Origin of the sequence: Metalysinibacillus jejuensis, assembly GCF_003057615.1 — a bacterium.
GTDB classification, from domain to species: domain Bacteria; phylum Bacillota; class Bacilli; order Bacillales_A; family Planococcaceae; genus Metalysinibacillus; species Metalysinibacillus jejuensis.
In genome coordinates this window covers 1-20,891 of the sequence record NZ_QAFW01000008.1, presented here as the reverse complement: position 1 = coordinate 20,891, position 20,891 = coordinate 1, and the positions used below count along the sequence as shown (strand labels likewise).

The 20,891-nt window shown below is 42.4% G+C and carries 18 protein-coding genes; 12 read left to right on the top strand and 6 right to left on the bottom strand.

Translation table 11 applies throughout. The annotated features are described in order from the left end of the window. Positions 1-4: 4 nt before the first annotated feature. Positions 5-1,225 carry a DNA cytosine methyltransferase gene (locus DDE80_RS04365; protein WP_108306468.1) on the bottom strand — a complete coding sequence of 407 codons (1,221 nt, stop codon included), beginning with the start codon at positions 1,223-1,225 and terminating at the stop codon, positions 5-7. Positions 1,226-1,278: 53 nt separating this feature from the next. Next, on the bottom strand, positions 1,279-2,628 hold the full coding sequence (locus DDE80_RS04360; RefSeq protein ID WP_108306467.1) for a Sau3AI family type II restriction endonuclease: 1,350 nt from the start codon (positions 2,626-2,628) through the stop codon (positions 1,279-1,281). Between the two features lie 100 nt (positions 2,629-2,728). Here DDE80_RS04360 and dcm point away from each other — a divergent pair, with 100 nt between their 5' ends. The 5 genes from dcm to DDE80_RS04335 all read left to right on the top strand — a co-directional run bounded on the left by dcm (position 2,729) and on the right by DDE80_RS04335 (position 7,475). After that, entirely contained in the window at positions 2,729-3,973 is a 1,245-nt protein-coding gene (gene dcm, locus DDE80_RS04355) for a DNA (cytosine-5-)-methyltransferase (protein ID WP_108306466.1), read from the top strand. 15 nt (positions 3,974-3,988) lie between these two features. Then, the gene (locus DDE80_RS04350) at positions 3,989-5,101 is read left to right on the top strand and encodes a Fic family protein (RefSeq protein WP_108306465.1); all 1,113 of its coding nucleotides are present in this window, start codon (positions 3,989-3,991) and stop codon (positions 5,099-5,101) included. Between the two features lie 69 nt (positions 5,102-5,170). Next, a complete protein-coding gene (locus DDE80_RS04345) occupies positions 5,171-5,404 on the top strand; it encodes a hypothetical protein (RefSeq protein ID WP_108306464.1) in 234 nt (77 codons plus the stop codon). 45 nt (positions 5,405-5,449) lie between these two features. Continuing rightward, positions 5,450-6,313, top strand: a complete 864-nt coding sequence (locus tag DDE80_RS04340; RefSeq protein ID WP_108306463.1) for a YjjG family noncanonical pyrimidine nucleotidase — start codon at positions 5,450-5,452, stop codon at positions 6,311-6,313. An 82-nt stretch (positions 6,314-6,395) separates the two neighbouring features. Next, the gene (locus tag DDE80_RS04335) at positions 6,396-7,475 is read left to right on the top strand and encodes a branched-chain amino acid aminotransferase (RefSeq protein ID WP_108306462.1); all 1,080 of its coding nucleotides are present in this window, start codon (positions 6,396-6,398) and stop codon (positions 7,473-7,475) included. 374 nt (positions 7,476-7,849) lie between these two features. Here DDE80_RS04335 and DDE80_RS04325 read toward each other — a convergent pair whose 3' ends face one another. The 4 genes from DDE80_RS04325 to DDE80_RS04305 form a co-directional block, all read right to left on the bottom strand. Continuing rightward, complete coding sequence (locus DDE80_RS04325) at positions 7,850-8,728, bottom strand: DMT family transporter (protein ID WP_108306461.1); 879 nt, start codon at positions 8,726-8,728, stop codon at positions 7,850-7,852. Between the two features lie 1,025 nt (positions 8,729-9,753). Continuing rightward, positions 9,754-11,004 carry a glutamate-5-semialdehyde dehydrogenase gene (locus tag DDE80_RS04315; protein WP_108306459.1) on the bottom strand — a complete coding sequence of 417 codons (1,251 nt, stop codon included), beginning with the start codon at positions 11,002-11,004 and terminating at the stop codon, positions 9,754-9,756. Then, complete coding sequence (gene proB / locus DDE80_RS04310) at positions 11,001-12,098, bottom strand: glutamate 5-kinase (RefSeq protein WP_108306458.1); 1,098 nt, start codon at positions 12,096-12,098, stop codon at positions 11,001-11,003. The genes DDE80_RS04315 and proB overlap by 4 nt, the downstream gene beginning before the upstream one ends. A gap of 272 nt (positions 12,099-12,370) precedes the next feature. Further along, on the bottom strand, positions 12,371-12,751 hold the full coding sequence (locus DDE80_RS04305) for a sodium:proton antiporter (protein WP_108306457.1): 381 nt from the start codon (positions 12,749-12,751) through the stop codon (positions 12,371-12,373). Positions 12,752-12,874: 123 nt separating this feature from the next. On the opposite strand from DDE80_RS04305, the gene DDE80_RS04300 reads away from it, so the two are divergent. From DDE80_RS04300 to DDE80_RS04270, 7 genes are all read left to right on the top strand, one after another. Beyond that, entirely contained in the window at positions 12,875-13,489 is a 615-nt protein-coding gene (locus tag DDE80_RS04300; RefSeq protein WP_108306456.1) for a GntR family transcriptional regulator, read from the top strand. Position 13,490: 1 nt separating this feature from the next. Continuing rightward, the gene (locus tag DDE80_RS04295; protein ID WP_108306455.1) at positions 13,491-14,204 is read left to right on the top strand and encodes an NAD-dependent deacylase; all 714 of its coding nucleotides are present in this window, start codon (positions 13,491-13,493) and stop codon (positions 14,202-14,204) included. A gap of 268 nt (positions 14,205-14,472) precedes the next feature. Further along, complete coding sequence (locus tag DDE80_RS04290; protein ID WP_108306454.1) at positions 14,473-15,864, top strand: cytochrome ubiquinol oxidase subunit I; 1,392 nt, start codon at positions 14,473-14,475, stop codon at positions 15,862-15,864. Next, the gene (gene cydB / locus DDE80_RS04285) at positions 15,864-16,886 is read left to right on the top strand and encodes a cytochrome d ubiquinol oxidase subunit II (RefSeq protein WP_108306453.1); all 1,023 of its coding nucleotides are present in this window, start codon (positions 15,864-15,866) and stop codon (positions 16,884-16,886) included. Before DDE80_RS04290 ends, cydB begins: the two co-directional genes overlap by 1 nt. Beyond that, positions 16,886-18,589, top strand: coding sequence for a thiol reductant ABC exporter subunit CydD (gene cydD, locus DDE80_RS04280; protein WP_108306452.1), 1,704 nt, complete (start codon positions 16,886-16,888; stop codon positions 18,587-18,589). Before cydB ends, cydD begins: the two co-directional genes overlap by 1 nt. Then, positions 18,586-20,304, top strand: a complete 1,719-nt coding sequence (gene cydC / locus DDE80_RS04275; RefSeq protein ID WP_108306451.1) for a thiol reductant ABC exporter subunit CydC — start codon at positions 18,586-18,588, stop codon at positions 20,302-20,304. The genes cydD and cydC overlap by 4 nt, the downstream gene beginning before the upstream one ends. Before the next feature lie 282 nt (positions 20,305-20,586). Continuing rightward, positions 20,587-20,877 carry a hypothetical protein gene (locus DDE80_RS04270; protein ID WP_153060865.1) on the top strand — a complete coding sequence of 97 codons (291 nt, stop codon included), beginning with the start codon at positions 20,587-20,589 and terminating at the stop codon, positions 20,875-20,877. Positions 20,878-20,891: the final 14 nt, after the last annotated feature.

The following is a 20,891-nucleotide window of genomic DNA, read 5'->3' as shown; positions in this document are numbered from 1 at the left end:
TCCACTATTTTAGAAGTGGAGTGAGCTCTTTTGCAATTTTATAGGCCATCAGCGGAGGCACTGCATTTCCTATTTGAGTAAAAGCTGCTGTTCTAGAGCGTTCAAAATAAAAATTATCTGGGAAAGATTGTATTCTAGCTGCTTCTCTAACTGTAATAGATCGGTTTTGTTGAATATCATAATGTATGTAATAATGACCATCTTTGGCTATATGAGCAACTACTGTATGAGACACTTGTTTTGGCTTTAACGATTTATATCTATCTAAGAATGATTTTGTATTCTTGTGTTTCTGTAAACTTTTAGGAATCTCATTATACATCAGGATTTCCTTCCTGTTGTTCCAAGCGTTAACAACTAGGCGGTAAATTTCTAAATCAATAGAATTGTTAGGTCTAGCAATGTGTTGTGTAAGAAAAACGTTATCTTTCATAATCCATTGTAATGAAGGATGATTAGAAGCCCCCATTTTTTTAATTTTAGTAGGTGTAAGTGACTCACCCGCTTTAACTTTTGGAAGATTTTGTAGAGCTTCTTCTACGGTTAATAATGAACTACTACTGAAATCAGGGTATGAAAAATTATACTCTTTTTTCCAACCTATTATTATAACACGCTCTCTATTCTGAGGAACACCGAATTCTTTAGCATTTAATAATTTATATTCCATATTGTAACCTGCTTCATCAATAACGTTTAATAAATCTTTAAAAACTTCTCCTTTTTTCGCAGTAAGAATTCCTTTGACATTCTCAAATAAGAACATTCTTGGTTGGTATTCTACTAAAAATTGCTTATAAAATAGATACATATAGTTTCGTGGGTCATTCTGCATCCTATTAGGACATCTAGAAATACCCGCTGTTGAGTAGGCTTGGCAGGGTGGTCCACCTATTACTATATCTATAGTATCAGTCCCTAGAATAGTATCGATTCTTTTGAAAATTGTTGGAATTGATTCAGCAGATATTTCTTCCTCAATAACCTTATCAAGTATGGATTTAGGCACTTGCGAATATAATTCACTTCTATTTATTTTTTTCAGCAAGTAATCTTCATATAAAGACAACTTGTTAACACTCTTTAAATAGTGAAAAGCTTCTCTAGTGCGTAATGTATCGCATGCATTTGAGTCAATCTCAACATGAGCAGATATATTAAAACCAGCTTGTTTAAAGCCCTCAGATAACCCTCCTGCACCTGCAAATAAATCTAAAACATTCATTGATAACACCTCAAAAAAAGTATACCAGGTTAGTAAAAATAAACAAGTTACAATTAATTTCTGTTATTCAGTAAATTTATAATAAACTCCTTATTTAACCAAAACGCCTGCTTTGTTATGACTGCTCCACAAGGTAATGTTACGGTGTCTTTACCATCACGAGCTTTGGGGCGAATATGGCACACGCCATTAAATTTAGCGTTAGGTAGATTGTTGCGGTTGCCGCGCTTAATAGGTGTCACAACAACGCCTTGCTGTAAAATAGCTTGTGTCGCAAGGTAAAACTCACGAAGGGTAGTAGTAATCATAGTTTCAGGCATATGCCAAATCACGATGTCTTTAAAATAAAGCTGCTGTTGCTCATTCGTGGCAAAAATGACAAATACCCAAGTTGTCGCTGTAAACATTTCATATAGGCTACTGTCTTCAAAAGGTGTATTGTACCATTCGTCAAAATCAATTTGCGGAAAAGACATATGTTCTTTCATACTGCCGTCTTGTTCAAGACGAATTGTTTTGAAGCGGTAGTTGGCTTTCGCAAATTCCTCGATATCCTCAAGTTTCGTACCTTTTATGCCGAGTACACCGCTTACTAAATGTTGTATGCGTGATTTTGCATTAGATAGCGTTATATCGTACTGCTTCGCAATTGCTTCTAGCGTCATTCCTCGTATAGGTTTAAACTTCTCATATAAAATTTCAGATAAGCTAAGTCGTTTGAGTTGATCTTTTGTGGCAAATTTGGTAAGTTGCGAAGTATCAAATAAAGAGCGAATTAATGTTGTCATGTAACTCGCTTTTAAAGAATAAGCTCGTTGTTTAGCAGGCAAATCACTAAATGGTTGTTGGCGCATTGATTTAGCAGAAGCCCCTTTAGTAGCGGCACCAAGATAGCTTGTATCACCTTCCGATAATAAATGGGCTTCACCACGCTTAATTTTATCTTGAATGATATGCCAATCCCGCTGAATAATGAGCAAATCTTCTTCGCTGAAAGTATGTAAGTAGGTTTTCTTAATGACAAAGTCTAGCGCCTCTTTGTCAGCTTGCCATAAGTAAAAAAAGAGTAGTAGCTTTTCATTTTTTGTCCAGAAGCTAGAAGTATAAAAAGTTTGTCGGTACTCTTCCATATAATTAATGATATTCAAGACAAGCCGCTCCTTAGCGGATAGAGAGCCATTTTTATTACGTTTAATAGGCGTCACTTTTAACTCAATGCCGAGCTCTTTAAAATCTGCTTCTTTATCAGAGTTAATCGTGTAGCCAAAAAAACTCTCTTCAATAATATGTCCTAGTCCACCTTTATGCGCAACGCGGTCATTTTTACGTAGCTGCCGAAATGTTTGTTCTTCTGCTTGCGTAGCATAGTAAAGCAAATCTTGTTGTGTTTTAAACTTCTTCATAAAATTACCTCCCTTATTTTAATTTTAACATAAAGCAATGCGCTTGAAAGTTGTTGTAAGAAAACATATAATAAAGGATTGTAGAAAGGGTGTTCGTAGTATGAGTACAACAATTAATGTAGTGGAGTTATTTGCGGGTGTTGGTGGCTTTCGTCTTGGCTTAGAGCGCGCGGATAAGTCTGTCTTTAAAACGGTTTGGGCAAATCAATGGGAGCCTTCACGTAAATCGCAACATGCGTTTGACTGCTACACGAGTCATTTTAGTGAAGGTGAACAAGTTAATACGGATATTGCACTTGTGCCGAACACTACGTTTGAAGCGTTAGATATAGATTTAGTTGTCGGTGGTTTTCCTTGCCAAGATTACTCTGTTGCTCGTTCATTATCAGGCGAAAAGGGGCTTCAAGGTAAGAAGGGTGTGCTTTTTTGGGAAATTAAGCGCGTCTTAGAGAATAGCCATCCGCGATTTGTGTTACTTGAAAACGTAGATCGTCTATTAAAATCGCCGTCTAAACAACGCGGACGTGATTTTGCGGTCATGTTAGCAGTATTTCGCGATTTAGGTTACAGCGTAGAGTGGCGTGTGATTAATGCAGCGGAATATGGCCATGCACAGCGTCGTCGTAGGGTCTTTATTTTTGCTTATAAAAATGAGCTAGAATACGCTAAAAAGCAACAGGCTTTAACTCATGAGCGACTACTTTTTCAAGAAGGCTTTTTTGCAAGTAGCTTCCCGGTAGAAAACGAGCCATTCAAAAAACGCTATGCGACAACGACATTGCCGCTAGACGTTGTTGCTATTTCCGATGAGTTTTCATTTGAATTTCATACAGCTGGGGTTATGCATAAAGGTGAAGTAACTACAACGCAACCCACTGCTAAAGAAATAGCGCCTACCCCATTAGCTGCAATTATTGAGCCAGAAGTAGAGGAAACGTACTATTTAACAGAAGCAGAAGATGAGAAGTTTACTTACTTACGTGGCGCTAAAAAAATTGAGCGTATTTCAGCTACAGGTCATAAGTACATATATGCTGAAGGTGGGATGTCACCAGTAGATGATTTAGCATTACCCGGGCGAACAATGTTAACGAGTGAAGGTAGCGTCAACCGCAGTACGCATATTATAGAAGTAAACGGACGTAAGCGTTATTTAACACCACTTGAATGTGAGCGTCTCAATGGATTTGATGATAATTGGACGGAGGGCATGTTACCACGCATGCGCTACTTCTGTATGGGGAATGCGTTAGTTGTACCACTAATTACAACGATGGGTAAAAAAATTAAAGAAATCAATGAGCAAGAACCTGAGCAAGACCTGCAAATTACGTTTCATTTATAATAGAGAGGGTTTAAGATGCTACCTATAATTATTTCAATCGAAGAAGCGATACCACTTCTTATAAAATTAGCGAATATATCTTCAGAAATTGGGCGCTTAGATGAAAAATTTAAGCGCTCTATCTTGAAGAGTGACTTAATTAATACGTTAGCGCTCAAAGAGTCTGTTCAATCTACACGTATTGAAGGTACGCAGGTGACTTTTACTACTATGATTGAGCAAAGTCACAAAACAACGCATAATCAGGAGTACTTAGAAGTTACTAATTACCAAAAAGCACTTGCAGTAGGGCAAGAGCGCATTGCCAATGGTTATCCGTTAACTACTCGTCTGATTTTAGAACTACATGCCATACTAATGGCAGGCGACGCACGCGGCACAAAGGTAGCAGCGGGTGAATTTCGTAAAGTGCCAAACTGGATTGGGCCTACTAAACGTCGAGAAGATGCTGTTTATATTCCAGTACCTGCGAATGAAATAGAAGAGTATTTGCTGAATTGGGAAACTTATGCCAATTTACATCCTTATGGGGAAGCGCTGACAGTAGATCACTTGTCACCAGAACATTTTATAGTAGATGAGCACGCACACCCATTACTAAAAGTAGCCATCTTACATGCACAGTTTGAGTCCATTCATCCTTTTTTAGATGGTAATGGTCGGCTAGGGCGTATCATTATTGCCTTATATATGATGCAGTCTAAACAAATTTCGAGTCCGATTTTCTTTGTTAGTGAAGAGTTAGAAAAACAACGAGCGAAGTATTATCATTTATTAAATGGTACTAGAGGAGAGAAACCTGATTGGTTTGCATGGCTACAATTCTTTTTAGATGCGTCAGCACGCATGGCAGATAAACTTAATATCTTGTTAGATAGTGCAGAGAAAATTGCATTAGCAGGTTTGCAACGTTGCACTACGCCTATTGAAGAAAAGGTCTATATGTTTACGTTCAGAGAGCCAAATGTCACAGCTGCACAAGTGGCGGCTATGTTTAATGTGGCACCGAGTACAGCGAGACGCGCACTTAATGAATTGAGTGATAAAGGGCTATTATTTAAAGATACAGCCAAGCGTCGAAATATCGAGTATTTAAATTATGATGTCTTAGGTTTACTCGATAATTAATCACAAAACGAAACCATTTGCCACAGAAGACGTATACTACTATAGTAAGTGATAGGAAGCGGGGATTCGATGGAGTTAATTGTACTTTTAGTGCTCGCCATAGTCGGCTATCTCATTTTAAAATTAGTGTTTGGGGCGCTAACGTCGTTACGTTTTGTGCTACTCGCTTTACTAATTTTCTTATTGTGGTATTTTAATCTATTAGGCGATATGGTAGCGATTTTTCAAGCGTTGTTTGATAACATAAAAGCTTTTTTTGCAAGTCGTGATACAACGAGTTTTAAAATTGATTCATTCTTTTAAAGCTGCTCCTCTGCGGGGCAGTTTATTTTTTTAGGAGGCTATAGCATGTATACGCATTTGTTTTTTGATGTAGATGACACATTACTTGATTTTAAAGCAGGGGAGCATTATTCGCTCAGCGCACTATTTCAGTCGCTCGCCTTAGGACCGTTTGACGAGGTTTTTGCGACGTACCGCACGATTAACCGCGCACTTTGGGATGCGTCAGAACGCGGCGAAATTGGGGTTGAGGATTTAATGAACGCCCGCTTCACCGAGCTGTTAGCCGCCTTTCATCTCACAGGGGACGGCAGTAAAATTGACGAACAATTTAGAGCTAACCTTGCCGCTGACGACTTTAGTATGCCAGGGGCGCGCGAGCTATTAGCGGATTTGCATCATGATTACACGATCGCTATTGCGACCAACGGCATTGCGACGACACAAGAAGCGCGTCTGCGCCGAGCGGATATGTGGTCCTATATTGACGCTTCTTTCGTCTCCAATGAAATCGGTGTCCAAAAGCCTGACGTGCGCTTTTTTGAGGCGATGTTAACCTTACCACGCTTTAGTAAGGCGACGAGCTTAATGATTGGCGATTCGTTAACGAGCGATATGGAAGGCGCGCGCCGCTTCGGTATGCCGCGCTGTTGGTACAACCCTGAGCGCAAGCCGCTACCTACGCTACCGATTGATTACATTATTTATGATTTCGATGACTTGCGCCGCTTATTGCAGTGGCAACAACCAACGCGTGTGGCGCTAACAAATGACAGCCAAACGCTGTATTTTGTAGGAGAGGGCCCACTGCCAACGCCAACGCAAGATTTACACGAAACCGCCGAAAAAATGCGTAAAGCAGGATATTTAGCAACTACGCTAGAAGAAGCTACTATCACGCTTTCGACTTTGCCGCAATCTGTGAAATAACTACTGCCGAACGGCTACTTTTGTGATAGAATAAGAATATTCTAATAATTTAGTAGACTTTTTCGAAAGGCGATGTTGAAGAATGAAAGTAGAAGACATGTTGATTGAACTAACAACGACACCAAAGGAGAAGCCAGACTTAGATACGCTGGTCTTTGGTAAGACATTTACGGACCACATGTTTATGATGGATTACACAGAAGGTCAAGGTTGGCACGATGCACGTATTGTTCCTTATGGTGATTTAACGGTCAGCCCAGCGGCGATGGTATTTCACTACGGACAAACGGTATTTGAAGGCTTAAAAGCGTATAAAAACGAAGCGGGTGACGTGACGTTATTCCGCCCAGACGAAAATATGGCGCGCTTAAACGCTTCAAATGACCGCCTATGCATGCCTCATGTTGACGGTGACTTTGTGATTGAAGCCATGAAAAAACTGATCGCTATCGAAAAGGACTGGATTCCTGCACGACCAGGCATGGCGCTATACGTACGCCCTGTCATGTTTGCGACAGAGCCGTATTTAGGCGTATCTCCTTCTGCAATGTACCGCTTCATTATTTTATTATCACCAGTAGGCGCATACTATAAAGAAGGCATTAACCCTGTAAAAATCGCAGTAGAAGGTGAGTTTGTGCGCGCGGTAAAAGGCGGCACAGGCGCAGCTAAAACAGCGGGTAACTACGCAAGCTCATTAAAAGCACAAGAAGTTGCGGCAGCAAGCGGCTATTCGCAAGTATTGTGGCTAGACGGCTGTGAGCACAAGTACATCGAGGAAGTAGGCGCGATGAACGTGTTCTTCAAAATTAACGGCGAAATCGTTACACCGATGCTAAACGGCAGTATTTTACCAGGTATTACGCGTAAATCGGTAATTGAGTTACTACAGAGCTGGGGCGAAAATGTCAGCGAACGTCGCTTATCGATCGATGAGTTAATCGAAGCGGCACATAACGGCACGCTTGAAGAAGCATTTGGTACAGGTACAGCAGCGGTCATTTCACCGATTGGCGAGCTTGCGTACCAAGGCAATAAAACCGTTATTAACAACAACGAAATTGGGCCACTCGCTCAAAAAATTTATGATACGATTACAGGCATTCAAACAGGCACAACAGCCGATACATTCGGTTGGCGTGTAAACGTTCCTGTAAACTAACAAAACGCCACCCTTGCCGGTGGCGTTTTATTAACTTAATCGCTGTTGAATGGAACGCTTTCAAGCTTAGCACTCGTTATTGCTATAGTGGTTCCGTTAGCTTGAATGATGGAGAGATTGAAATCATTGGAAACGATTTGTTATGACAGCAAGAACATTGCCCCGTAGTAGAATGCAGCTATCAAAATAAAGGTTAAGACGGCACCCAATATCGTTTGGTTATGAGTGCTTTTGCCATTTACTAAGTTTTTTAGAAATGACGTAAGATTTAAAAACCATAAGACGCCTATAAGGGGTACGATCAACCACATTACAAACATTATTATACACACCGCCTTTTTTTCTACAAAATAATAAATTTTACGAAAACTGCCTTAATTTAATACTTTTACCTGTTGTGGTGGATGGTACAAACTATAAATAATACCACCAAAAATGAGCGCAATGCCAAACAATTGCCACGTCGTCGGCGAAAACCCTAGTAGGATAACATCAAGGGCAATAGCTACGACAGGGTCAACAAACGTTAATACCGAAACGATAAGCGTCGGTAGTTCGCGTACGCTATCAAAAAATAAGTAAAATACAAAACCTGTATGAATAAAGCCTGTGCCTAAAATATACAGCCAGTTGCTTGTCGAAAGCCCTGTAAACAGCGTAAAATCAACAAATGGTGCAAGGATAACCATGCCGACAATCGTCTGAGTAAAGGTGAGGGCATAGGCGCTTAGCTCAGTAATCGTTTTACTCGTAAACACCGTTAGCGCATAAAACACAGCTGACAACATGGCCCAGCCAAAGCCTGACGAAAATAAATCCTGTACGGACGAAAAATTATCGATGCCCACAATAAAAATGCTGCCTAAAAAACAAGCGATAATGGCAAGCACTGCACGTATGGTCATTTTTTCGCCGAGAAATAATGTGCCTAAAATGAGCACAAACACAGGTGCTAAATTATAGATCGAAATCGCAATCGAAATTGCCATTTCTTCAAATGCTTTAAATAAAAATACCCAATTGAGTACGATAAATACGCCGCAGACAAGCGTGCGTAACACTTCTTTTTTTGACCAACGCTCGGTTTTATGTCCACCTGTTAGCCACCATACAACTCCTAGAAATAACGTAGCGCAAATGCAGCGAATAAAGACGAGTTCAATGGCAGGAATGCCGGTATGTACGGTAAAAAAGCCGATAGATCCAAATATCGCCATCGCTACCGTAAGCTTAAGCATAGCTGATACGTTCAATTGCGTCACCCCTTTACTAAACTAAAGTGTTTCTACTATACCAAATATTTTCCTGTTTGCGCATAGAAATCAGAAAATTCTTATAAAAATAGCACGTTAGGCGCTAAGGCGTAACGTGCTTTGGGGGATGTGAGGCAGGGGGAGGCTTTTTGAGAAAGTGAGTGTTATCCAGTTTCGAAAGGCAGTTGCTTGGTCACTTCGGTCGCTCGTAGAAAGACAAAGAACGTCTTTCTCGAACGCCCTCCAGTGCCAGCGCAACTAAACGCCTTTCTCCACATTAATTTCGTTATCCAGTTTCGAGGGCTAGCTTCTTTGGCTGTTTCGGTCAATCAACAGAAAGCAAAGAACGCTTTCGTCGCTTGCCCTCCAACATCCTATGAAGCTGACCAAGCCCTCTCAACATTCAATTTGTTATCCAGTTTCGCAAAGCAACGACTTGGTCACTTCACCCGTTCAGGCAAAGGCAAAGAACGCCTTTCCTTCACGTGTTCCAGTGCCTACGTCGTTGAACGCTTTGCTCAACTTTAATTTCGCCATCCAGTTTCGAGCCGCATCTGCTCGCGTCGCTTCGTCTTTTCGAGCGGAAACAAAAAACGTTTCCTCCTTAAATAGCCAGTCAAAACACCTAGCTTCTCGCATTGTTTCAACCAGCCACTAGAAAGCAAAGAACGCTTTCCGTGTCTGCTTTCCAACACTGCTGAAGCTGAACAGGTATTTTGACATTTAAAGACTCCAGCGCGTGTCGCAGATAAACGCGTCTCTCAACATTTATTCGAGTGCAGGCATCCTTCTGAGAGAGTGAGTGCAAGCATCCTACTGAGAGAATGAGTGAAGACATCCTTCTTGAGAAAGTGATTGCAAGCATCCTTCTGAGAGAGTGATTGCAGACAGCTTTCTGCGGGAGCGGGTGTTATCCAGTTTCGAAAGGCAGCTCCTTGTGTCATTTCACTTTTGTGTCTGAACGTAAAAAGCACGTTCAGCCCAAAAGTTCCAATGCCCATCGGAGCTAAACGCCTTTCTCAACTTTAACTTCTGATTTGTCCATTGCCCGTAATCACATATTTCGTTGTCGTTAAAGCAGGGAGTCCCATTGGGCCGCGGGCATGCAGTTTTTGCGTACTAATGCCGATTTCGGCGCCGTAGCCAAATTCAAAGCCATCTGTGAAGCGCGTTGTCACATTATGGTAGACCGCCGCAGAATCGACATTGTTTAAAAAGACAGCTGCCGCTTGTTTATCTTCTGTCACAATCGCTTCTGAGTGGTGCGTGCTATTGCGGTTAATAATGTCTACCGCTTCGTACACATCCGCTACCGTTTGCACACTAACCGTTAAATCTAAATACTCCGTCGCAAAGTCTTCTGCCGTTGCAGCGATTGCATCAGGGAATACCGCGCACGCCTCGCTATCGCCGATAATCGTTACGCCCGCATCCGCTAAGTTTTGCAGTAGTGCTGCGCCGTGTTTTGCCATAAAGCCGCGTTGTACGACTAAGCTTTCCATCGCATTACATACCGATGGGCGCTGCGTTTTAGCGTTCTGTGTAATGTTTTTAGCCATCGTTAGCTCCGCGCTATCCTCCACATACACATGGCAGTTACCTGCGCCTGTTTCAAGTACAGGTACCGTTGATTCGCGCACGACTAAATCAATTAAGCCTTTGCCGCCACGTGGAATTAAAACATCCAAATATTCGGTTAAATTAAATAAGTGAGCTGCCGTTTCGCGACGCGTATCTTCAATTAATTGCACCGCGTCTACAGGTAGGTCGCTCTGTGCTAACGCCTTATGAATCGAGGTAACGAGTGCCATATTAGAGTGTTTGGCAGAAGAGCTACCGCGTAAAATTACCGCATTGCCGGTTTTTAACGCGAGTGTTGCCGCATCGATCGTCACGTTAGGACGCGCTTCATAAATCATGCCAATAACACCAAGCGGTACGCGTTTTTTCGTAATATGCATGCCGTTATCCTTCGTCATTTCTTCTACTACTTCGCCGACAGGATCAGGTAGCTTTACGAGTAAACGAATGGCATCTGCCATCGCTTGCACGCGCGCCTCGTTTAATAAAATGCGGTCGAGCACTGAAGCGTCTAAGCCCTTTGCCTCGCCGTCGCTTAAATCTTTTTTGTTTTCTTCTATTAAATAGGCGCTATCTTGTTCAAGCTGCGCTGCGATTAATAAAAGTGCATCATTTTTCTTTTCAGTTGATTTTGTGTTCATCACATAACTTGCTTTTTTCGCTAATTGTCCTTTTTGTACGACTTCATTTGTCATTGTACTTCCTCCTGTTCTTGGGCTACCCAGCGATTGCGGTGAATGACCTCAATCGGGTAGTTATCAATTTCATCCGTATGTTTACCAAGCGCTACGCTTAGCTCGCTCGGTGTATATAAAATCTCACCGCGTCCAAGTAAACCTTGTTCGCCGTGTACTTCTACGACATCATGGCGTGTAAAGTTGCCGCTAAACTGTTTAATGCCTGCAGGGAGTAAGCTTTTACCGCTATGCATTAAGGCGTGTTCTGCACCCGCATCAATCACGAGCTTGCCTTTTGGTTCGGCTAGGGTAATCCACTGCTTCGTATTGTTCATAAACGTTAAGTCGTCGTGCTCGATATACGTGCCGTCGCCTAAGCCGTCTAAAATTTCTAACAATTTATGTGCGCCTTGCCCACGCCCTATAAACACTTTAACACCCGCTTCTAACGCGCGTTTTGCTGCGAGCAGTTTTGACGTCATTCCACCTGTACCTACAGCGGAGCTTGCACCGTCTGCATAGCCGAGCATTTCGTCGGTAATCGCTTGTAAGCGCGGAATATGCGTCGCGTTTTTATCTTTTGCGGGATTGGCGGTATATAAGCCGTTAATGTCCGTTAAAATAATGCATTGGTCCGCGTGCACTAAGCCACTTACGAGCGCCGATAACATATCATTATCGCCAAATGTCAATTCTTCGACAGATACGGTATCATTTTCGTTAATGATTGGTATAATGCCGCGCTCAAGCAACACTTCAAACGTCGCATAAGCATTTTTGTAGCGTGTTTTGCTTAAAAAGTCCGTGCGCGTTAACAATACTTGCGCTGGTGTGATGCCAAAGTGCGCAAAGCGTTCGTGGTAAGACTGAATTAATAAGCCTTGCCCTACAGCCGCCGCTGCTTGCTTACCTTTTACCGTCACCGGGCGCGTCGGATAGCCGAGCTTATGAAAACCTGCCGCTACTGCGCCTGATGACACGAGCAACACTTCGTAGCCCGCTTGTTTTAACGTCGCAATCGCTGCGACATGATCATCGATTTGGGCGTAATCGAGCTCACCTTTGGCGTTGGTTAGTGAACTACTGCCAATCTTAACGACGATACGTTTCATCGTACATCATTCCTTTCTACAACAAAAAACCCGCCTCGCCCTATAACTAGGACGAAGAAGGTTATCTCCGTGGTACCACCTAAATTGAGTCCATTGACTCCACTTGAGCTCTATAACGCCGAGACCGCGCCTAGTATGAGTAGGGCTTAACGTTAAAGTAGGTTCGGTAGGGGTTTGTACGATACCTTGCAGCCGGTGAATATCGCTCTCTTAACAAACCGTTGTTACGTACTAGTCTTTAACACGCTTTATACTAGAATGCCCGAAATCCGCTAACGTGTCAAGAGTGCAACTAAAATTATCGGCGCTAACAATAACAGCGCAAACAGCACCGGCCATAGTTTTTTGGCGAGCGGCTTTTTAAAGGTGGGTGCCATGCTCGCAAATTCGTAGAGCGCTTGAATGGCCTGCTGTTCTTTCGTAAACACCATGCTTTGCCATGCCTCATAATCGTCGACATACGTCGTTGGGGATTGTGGGCTTAAGCGCAGTTTTAGCACTGCGCTCGTCACATCTTCTTCGCCAATCCAATACGTCGTAACCGGCACAATGCCTGTAGATTGGTGGGCTTTTACCGTAATATCGTACGTCTTCATTTTATAATGAGTTACGCCGTCTTTCTCATAAGCGACGACTAACGGATTAAGTGCCATGCTCGACCACCGCCTTTTTTTGTTTGATTATACTATGATATTACGCGAAAAGGGAAAAATTTTCTCACTAGCAACCTATATGCTATAATTAAGTTGCTAGTTGGATAAGAAAGGAAGGTCGAGATGACTGCACCACGATATGTCAAAATTGCTATGGATGTTGCCGAACGCATTTACCGCGGTGAGTTTGCCATAGGTGAGAAGGTGCGTGGGCGCTCAACGCTCGCTGGTCAGTACGGGGTATCACCAGAGACGGTGCGCCGTGCGACGAGCTTACTAAGTGAGATGGGCGTCGTAAAAGTATATGATAAAAGTGGCATTTATATTGAGTCACGTGAGCAAGCCTATGCTTTTTTACAACGCTACCGCACGAAGCAAAACTTTCAAGAAATCCGCGAACGCATCACCCAATTGCAGCAACAAAAACAAGCGATTGAAAAAGAGTTAAATTTGTATTTAGATATGTATATGGAATATGCAATGGGGCTAGAGCAATACAACTCAAAAGACGTCTTTCGGTTTATATTGACCGAAGATTCAGGTATTATCAACAAAACCGTAGCTTCGACGCAGTTTTGGCGTCATACGAACGCTACCATCCTATCTGTCACACGGGCAGGTAAGGCGTATATTTCGCCCGGTCCTAACTTCGTCTTTCAACAAGACGACGAAATTACGGTCGTTTGTGAGCCTGAGCATAAAGCCAAACTACAACGTTTTTTACATGGAGGTACATAAAATGGTAGTAGAGTTAATGAAAGAAGCGAAATGCATCGTCATTTTTACCGGGGCGGGTATGTCTACAGAAAGTGGCTTGCCAGATTTTCGCTCCGACCAAGGTGTATGGCAAACGGAAAGCCCGGCACGCGTGGCTTCTATTAACGCGCTCAACGAAAAGTCTGAGCAATTTTTTAAGTTTTATCGCACGCGCGTCCAAGGTGTACGTGGCCATAAACCACATAAAGGTCACCATATTTTAGCCAAGTGGCAAGCGGCTGGCATCGTGGACACAATAATTACACAAAATGTTGACGGCTTTCATACGGCAGCCAATTCATCAGATGTTTTAGAGTTGCACGGCACATTAGGCAAAGTACACTGCCAAAATTGCCAAAAGGAATATGATAACATAATGTACGAAAAACGCGCATATTACTGCGAATGTGGTGGTGTTTTACGTCCATCTGTTATATTGTTCGGTGAGCTTTTAGACGATGGTGTTATAACACAGGCTGTCAAGAAAAGTGAATCGGCGGACTTGTTTATCGTGCTCGGCTCGTCCCTAACGGTGTCACCTGCGAATCAATTTCCTTTACTTGCTTACAAGTACGGTGCTAAACTTGTGATAGTAAACGAGGAAGAAACACCATATGATCATATTGCGAGCAGTGTCATCCGTAATGAGAAAATTGGCGATTTTTTGGCCCGTATTGATAATGAATTAAACGACTGACCCAAGGAGTCACTGCTAAATTTTTAGTGGTGTACTCCTTTTTTATTATGCCTTAACTTCTAGTGTTTAGGAATTTAATGGAATGAAAAAAGGAGGTAATAGTGAAATGTGTCCATTGTGTAAACGCTGAATGTGTCGGATTTATCACAAAAAACCCTTGATGTAACAGCTTTGTAACAGGTACTTCGCACAAAGTTCACGATTTTTGATAAAAAAAAGCGTAACATAAGAATAGAGCTGAGGGAAAAGCGAAAGGAGCTTTTATAAAATGGAAGAAGTATTATTAGCAAGACTTCAATTTGCTTCAACAACATTGTTTCACTTTATCTTCGTTCCACTATCAATAGGGTTAGCCTTTATGATTGCGGTAATGCAGACAATGTACGTTGTAAAGAAAGATGAAGTATATTTGAAGATGACGAAGTTCTGGGGGATATTCTTCCTAATTAACTTCGCTGTCGGCGTTGTAACAGGTATTATTCAAGAGTTCCAATTTGGTATGAACTGGTCGGAGTATTCACGATTTGTAGGTGATATTTTTGGGGCACCACTTGCAGTCGAAGCATTACTCGCGTTCTTCCTAGAATCAACATTTATCGGAATTTGGATTTTTGGTTGGAACAAAGTACCAAAAGGCATTCACTTAATGTCCATTTGGTTAGTATCTATCGGTACAATTTTATCGGCGTTTTGGATTTTAGTCGCTAACTCATTTATGCAAAACCCAGTGGGGTATACATTGCAAAATGGTCGTGCGGAAATGAATGACGTCGTTGCTTTATTATCAAACGAAAAATTATGGGTAGCATTCCCACATACGATTTTCGCAAGCCTTGCGACAGGCGCATTCTTCATTGCAGGTGTCAGCGCATGGAACATTTTAAAGAAACGTGATCTTACCTTATATAAACGTTCATTAAACGTAAGCTTAATCGTTGGTTTATTAGCGTCAGTGGCTATTGCTTTTTCAGGTCACTCACAAGCAACGTATTTAATGCACGCACAACCAATGAAAATGGCGGCAGCTGAAGCCCTATGGGAAGATAGTGGCGACCCAGCAGCATGGACATTATTCGGTAACATCGATGTCGAAAACCGCGAAACAACAGCGCGTGTCGATATTCCTTATTTATTAAGTTATTTAGCGTATAGTGAGTTCTCAGGTAAAGTTGAGGGTATGGATACATTAGAAGCTAAATTAATTGAAGAGCATGGTGAGGGCTCATACATCCCACCGGTTAAAACGGTATTCTGGAGTTTCCGTATTATGGCGGGTACTGGCGGTTTACTAATCGTCATTGCAGGTCTTGGTTTACTGTTATCATGGCGCAAAAAAATCGACGCAAAACCTTGGATGTTAAAAGCGTTAATCGCATCGATTTTCATTCCGTACATCGCTAACTCATTCGGTTGGATCATGTCAGAAATCGGTCGTCAACCATGGGTAGTTAACGGATTAATGTTAACAGAAACAGCCGTATCACCGAACGTATCAGCAGGTCAAATTTTATTCTCGCTGATTGCATTCTCTGTGATTTACACAATTTTAGGTATCATTATGGTTCTGTTATTCCTTAAAGTCATTAAACGCGGTCCAGAAGAGCCAAAAGAGGAAGACGTTTCGGCTACTGACCCATTTGAGACAGGAGGCGCTCACTAATGGCACTAAGTGAATTTTGGTTTTTACTCATTGGTGTATTATTCGTAGGATTTATGTTTTTAGAAGGCTTTGACTTTGGCGTAGGTATGAGCACACGCTTTTTAGCGAAAAATGCGCATGAAAAAGAAGTGTTAATTAAAACGATTGGGCCAGTATGGGACGCTAACGAAGTATGGTTAATTACAGCGGGGGGCGCGATGTTTGCGGCCTTCCCACACTGGTATGCTTCTGTATTTAGTGGGTATTACTTACCTTTTGTACTCTTATTACTCGCATTAATTGTGCGCGGTGTATCGTTTGAGTTCCGCGAAAAAGGCGAGTCAAAAGCTTGGCACGCCACATGGGACGCAGCGCTACTTACCGGTAGTATTTTGCCACCATTTTTAGTCGGCGTATTATTTACAAGTATGTTACGCGGCTTACCAATTGACGGTGACATGAACATTACCGCTAGTTTCTTTGGCGACATCGTTAACGTTTATACAGTTATTGGTGGTTTACTATTTGTAGCCTTATCTTATTTACACGGTTTATTCTTTATTACCTTAAAAACAGTGGACGATATTCGTGCACGTGCACACGCACAAGCGAAAAAAGTGTACGCGGCAACAGGTGTATTACTGATCGCCTTTATGGTAATGACCGTAACAGAAACAACGGCAACAGAAGGCAAGCTTGGTAGCTTTATTATTCCGATGTTTGCGGTAGCCGCATTACTTTATGTCGTATTATTCTTCTTTATGACCAAACAAAAAGAGGGGCTGAGCTTTACAATGACAGGCTTACTGTTTGTAATTACAGTATCAAGCTTCTTTGTAGGACTATTCCCGAACGTATTAATTAGCTCGACAGATGTCGCAAATAATATCTCGGTATATGTAGCTGCATCAGGTGACTACTCATTAAAAATTATGACGTATGTCGCGATTACGATGGTTCCGATTGTATTAGCTTATACAGCGTGGACGTACTACATCTTCCGCAAACGTATTACAGGTGACCGAGAGGAAGTAGGCTATTAATGGATAAAAACCTTTTGCAATATGATGGCAGTAAACGTGTACTCGCAATCGTTGGTGTGCTGACAGTAGCACAAACAATCGCGATTATTACGCAAGCCTTATTTTTAGCAAAAGCGATTACGCAAATGTTTCACGGGGCGTCATTTACTGACGTTTCCGTGTCATTTGCTCTTTTTTTCCTTGCACATGTCATTAGACATACTTTGCAGTGGGCAAAGGAGCGCGTGAGCTATCGTTTTGCTGAACGTACGGCACATGCATTTCGAGAACAATTAGTCGAACAAATTTTTGAGCTTGGCCCGCAAGCAGTAGGGCAGCACGGCTCAGGTAATTTAATTACCTTAACGCTAGAAGGCATTCCTAAATTTCGTAAGTATTTAGAGTTATTTATTCCACGTGTGACAGCGATGGCCGTTATACCGGCTGTTGTCGTGTTATTTATTTTTACAAAAGATATTTTATCAGGCGTCATTTTAGTCGTCGTACTACCTGTGTTAATTTTATTTTTAATTTTAATCGGTATCGTGTCAAAGCGTCGTATCGATGATCAAATGGAAACGTATCGTTTACTATCGCGCCATTTTGTCGATTCTTTGCGCGGTTTAGTAACGTTAAAATATTTAGGGCGCAGTAAATCGCACGAAAAAGCGATTGATACCGTCAGCAACAAATACCGCATCGCCACGAACCGTGCGCTGCGCTATGCGTTTTTATCTTCATTCGCACTCGATTTCTTTGCGAGTTTATCCGTAGCCATTGTAGCCGTTGAATTAGGTTTTCGTTTAATTAACGGTACGGTAGGGCTTGAGATGGCACTTGCTGTGTTAGTGTTAGCACCTGAGTACTTTACGCCTGTGCGAGAGCTTGGTAATGACTTCCACGCCACGGTAGACGGGCAAGACGCGGGCAATGAAATTCGGGCGATTTTAGCCACACCTGTCGCTAAAAGTGAAAGCGCTATCCCAGCGGTTACCGCACAGACGACACTCGCGTTACAAGACGTTTCGGTAGAAGGTGATGACCGCAACATTTTATCGCATATTAATTTAACGCTTACTGGACCGATTAAAGTCGGCATTGTCGGCAGTTCAGGTGCAGGTAAGTCAACGCTAATTCAAGCGTTAGCGGGCTTTGTTAATACGAGCGGTACGATTACGCTAGATAAAGTGCAAGCTACGTTAACGCAAGATGCGTGGCGTCGACAAATTTCTTATATTCCGCAGCACCCGACCATTTTTTCGGCGAGCGTGCAAGAAAATATTCGCTTTTATGCTCCGCAAGCGACGGATGAAGCGGTGCGACAAGCGGCACAACAAGTCGGCTTACTTGCGTTAATTGAGCAGTTTCCGCAAGGGTTTAACGAACCAATCGGACAAGGTGGTCGCGTGTTAAGTGGCGGTGAGGAACAACGTATCGCTTTAGCGCGTACGCTTTTGCAACAGCAACCCATCTTATTATTTGATGAGCCAACTGCGCATTTAGATATCGAAACCGAACATGAGATTAAAACGATTATTGAGCCAATGCTTGACGATAAAATTGTATTTTTCGCTACGCATCGCTTGCACTGGATGCAAACGATGGATTACATCGTCGTGCTCGATCAAGGTCAAATTGTCGAACAAGGCACGCATGACGAATTACTAGCGAAAAACGGTGCTTATGTTGCCTTACGTAATGCACAGCGAGGAGTGAGCGCATGAGTTACGCAAAAACGTATATTGTACCGTACCTTAAAAAATATTATAAAGTGATGGGCGTTACCGTGTTAATGGGTACGCTTGCGCTATTATCAGCAGCGATGCTGTCGTTTGTATCCGGTTATTTAATTACGCGTACGTCACAGCGTCCTGAAACGATTTTACTCGTTTATGTACCGATTGTAGCGGTGCGCACCTTTGGTATTTCACGCGCAGTATTTCGTTATGTCGAGCGCCTTATTGGGCATAATGCGGTGTTAAAAGTGTTAGCCGATATGCGTGTGAAACTTTACCACGCGCTAGAGCCACAAGCGCTATTTATTCGTGAGCGATTTACGACAGGTGATTTACTCGGCGCATTAGCTGATGATATCGAACATTTACAAGACGTCTACATTCGTACGGTCTTCCCAACACTTATCGGTTTATTCGTTTTATTATTTGCGGTAGGTGGGGTTGCGGCAGTAAGTGTACCGTTTGCGCTCGTATTGTTCTTCCTATTAAGTATCATCGCTTTTGTGTACCCACTATGGTCACTATACCGCTTGAAAAAATACCAAACCGCGGCGAAACAACAACATAGTGCACTTTATCGTGATTTTACCGATGCGATTTTTGGCGTGCAAGATTGGTTAATTAGCGGCCGCAAAAAAGTGTTTACCGACCGCTTCATTACGCAAGCACAAGCGAGCGATCAAGCCGAAAGTAAACTCGACTACTGGCACCAAGACCGCGCCTTTCAGCTGCAGGTCATTACGGGTGTTATCGTCATTATTGTCGGGCTATGGGCAGGGCTTACCGCACAAAGCGGGGCTATTTTGCCAACGTATATTGCCGCCTTCACCTTAGCGGCTATGCCGATTGTAGAAGGCATTATTCCGATTTCACATGCGGTAGAACGCATACCGGTTTACGAGGAATCGCTAAAGCGTATTGACGGCATTCATAGCCAAAATACAGCGCCGGAAAAACCTGCTGTAACACCGAACGGCACGGCCATTCAATTTACGAATGTTAGCTACCGCTACCCGTCAAGCGATACCGATGCAGTACAAGATGTATCGTTAACGATTGCACCAGGCGAAAAAATCGCCATTCTCGGTAAAAGTGGTGCAGGTAAATCGACGCTAATGCAGCTGTTGCTCGGTAACTTAGCACCGACAGCAGGGCAAGTGACGATTGGTGATACACCCGCAGCACAGATTGGTGAAGCAATTTATGACATCGCTAGTGTGCTTAACCAAAAGCCGTATTTATTTGCGACGACAGTCGAAAATAACATTCGTCTCGGTCGCCAAGACGCTACAACAGCAACCATTGAAGATGTGATCGCGCGCGTCGGTTTACAAGACTATATTGCAACGCTGCCTAAGCAACTCAAAACGCAAATGGAAGAAACCGGTCAACGCTTTTCAGGCGGTGAGCGCCAACGTATTGCGCTCGCACGTATTTTAGTAAAAGATACACCGATCGTTATTCTCGATGAGCCAACGGTTGGGCTAGATCCTATTACAGAGCGTGAGTTAATGGAAGATATGCTGCGTTCGCTTGAAGGCAAAACGGTCATTTGGATTACGCACCATTTAACAGCGATTGAACAAATGGACCGCGTATTGTTTATGGACGATGGACAGATTGCAATGCTCGGCACGCATGAGACGCTTATGCAAACGAATGAACGCTACCAACGATTATACCGATTAGATCATGGTTACTAAAATTCGGGTGAGAACAAACTACTTTGTTCTCACTCTTTTTTATTACTTTTTCACTACCGTTTATACAACGCATGCATAACCACAACACGCGATGTTATTCTGTTATGGTAAAACATAGTACATACATAGGGCTTTATTTGAATAAAGTGTGTATTTTATTAGAAAATTGAAACATAAAAGGTTGTAGTAGATGTTTGAGTAATGAATGTGGTATTGTATAAATTGTAGTAGAATAGTATTATAAAAATGCCATTAATAAAGAAGAGGTGGATTCAGGTGTTTATGAAGAAAAAGAAGGCTAGTCCTTCTAGACTGCAATTAGAGCACGCAGACGTTGGTATTTTTGTTAACGGTGGCGATTATGGCCTACAGCTAGATATTATTGAGCTGACCAGACAAGACTTATGCTATATGCGCTCGATTCAGCCGATGATTACTAAAAATATCGAGGAAGTAGTAGTTGAGACTCCCACGGCTAAAGCCGCAAGCCCTTCACCTTGCGATGTACGGGTGGGATTCTTGAGTGATGTACCGTTCGCAATTCATTTCTGCTTTGAACAATCCTCAAGATAAGGGCATCTCATTGC

Excerpts from the sequence above, each read along its gene's own strand:
- DDE80_RS04360 (WP_108306467.1), bottom strand. The coding sequence starts at position 2,628 with ATGAAGAAGTTTAAAACACAACAAGATTTGCTTTACTATGCTACGCAA.
- DDE80_RS04270 (WP_153060865.1), top strand. The coding sequence starts at position 20,587 with ATGAAGAAAAAGAAGGCTAGTCCTTCTAGACTGCAATTAGAGCACGCA.
- DDE80_RS04295 (WP_108306455.1), top strand. The coding sequence starts at position 13,491 with ATGGTAGTAGAGTTAATGAAAGAAGCGAAATGCATCGTCATTTTTACC.
- dcm (WP_108306466.1), top strand. The coding sequence starts at position 2,729 with ATGAGTACAACAATTAATGTAGTGGAGTTATTTGCGGGTGTTGGTGGC.
- cydD (WP_108306452.1), top strand. The coding sequence starts at position 16,886 with ATGGATAAAAACCTTTTGCAATATGATGGCAGTAAACGTGTACTCGCA.
- proB (WP_108306458.1), bottom strand. The coding sequence starts at position 12,098 with ATGAAACGTATCGTCGTTAAGATTGGCAGTAGTTCACTAACCAACGCC.
- DDE80_RS04340 (WP_108306463.1), top strand. The coding sequence starts at position 5,450 with ATGTATACGCATTTGTTTTTTGATGTAGATGACACATTACTTGATTTT.
- DDE80_RS04300 (WP_108306456.1), top strand. The coding sequence starts at position 12,875 with ATGACTGCACCACGATATGTCAAAATTGCTATGGATGTTGCCGAACGC.
- DDE80_RS04315 (WP_108306459.1), bottom strand. The coding sequence starts at position 11,004 with ATGACAAATGAAGTCGTACAAAAAGGACAATTAGCGAAAAAAGCAAGT.
- DDE80_RS04345 (WP_108306464.1), top strand. The coding sequence starts at position 5,171 with ATGGAGTTAATTGTACTTTTAGTGCTCGCCATAGTCGGCTATCTCATT.
- DDE80_RS04365 (WP_108306468.1), bottom strand. The coding sequence starts at position 1,225 with ATGAATGTTTTAGATTTATTTGCAGGTGCAGGAGGGTTATCTGAGGGC.
- cydB (WP_108306453.1), top strand. The coding sequence starts at position 15,864 with ATGGCACTAAGTGAATTTTGGTTTTTACTCATTGGTGTATTATTCGTA.
- DDE80_RS04350 (WP_108306465.1), top strand. The coding sequence starts at position 3,989 with ATGCTACCTATAATTATTTCAATCGAAGAAGCGATACCACTTCTTATA.
- DDE80_RS04335 (WP_108306462.1), top strand. The coding sequence starts at position 6,396 with ATGAAAGTAGAAGACATGTTGATTGAACTAACAACGACACCAAAGGAG.
- DDE80_RS04305 (WP_108306457.1), bottom strand. The coding sequence starts at position 12,751 with ATGGCACTTAATCCGTTAGTCGTCGCTTATGAGAAAGACGGCGTAACT.
- DDE80_RS04290 (WP_108306454.1), top strand. The coding sequence starts at position 14,473 with ATGGAAGAAGTATTATTAGCAAGACTTCAATTTGCTTCAACAACATTG.
- cydC (WP_108306451.1), top strand. The coding sequence starts at position 18,586 with ATGAGTTACGCAAAAACGTATATTGTACCGTACCTTAAAAAATATTAT.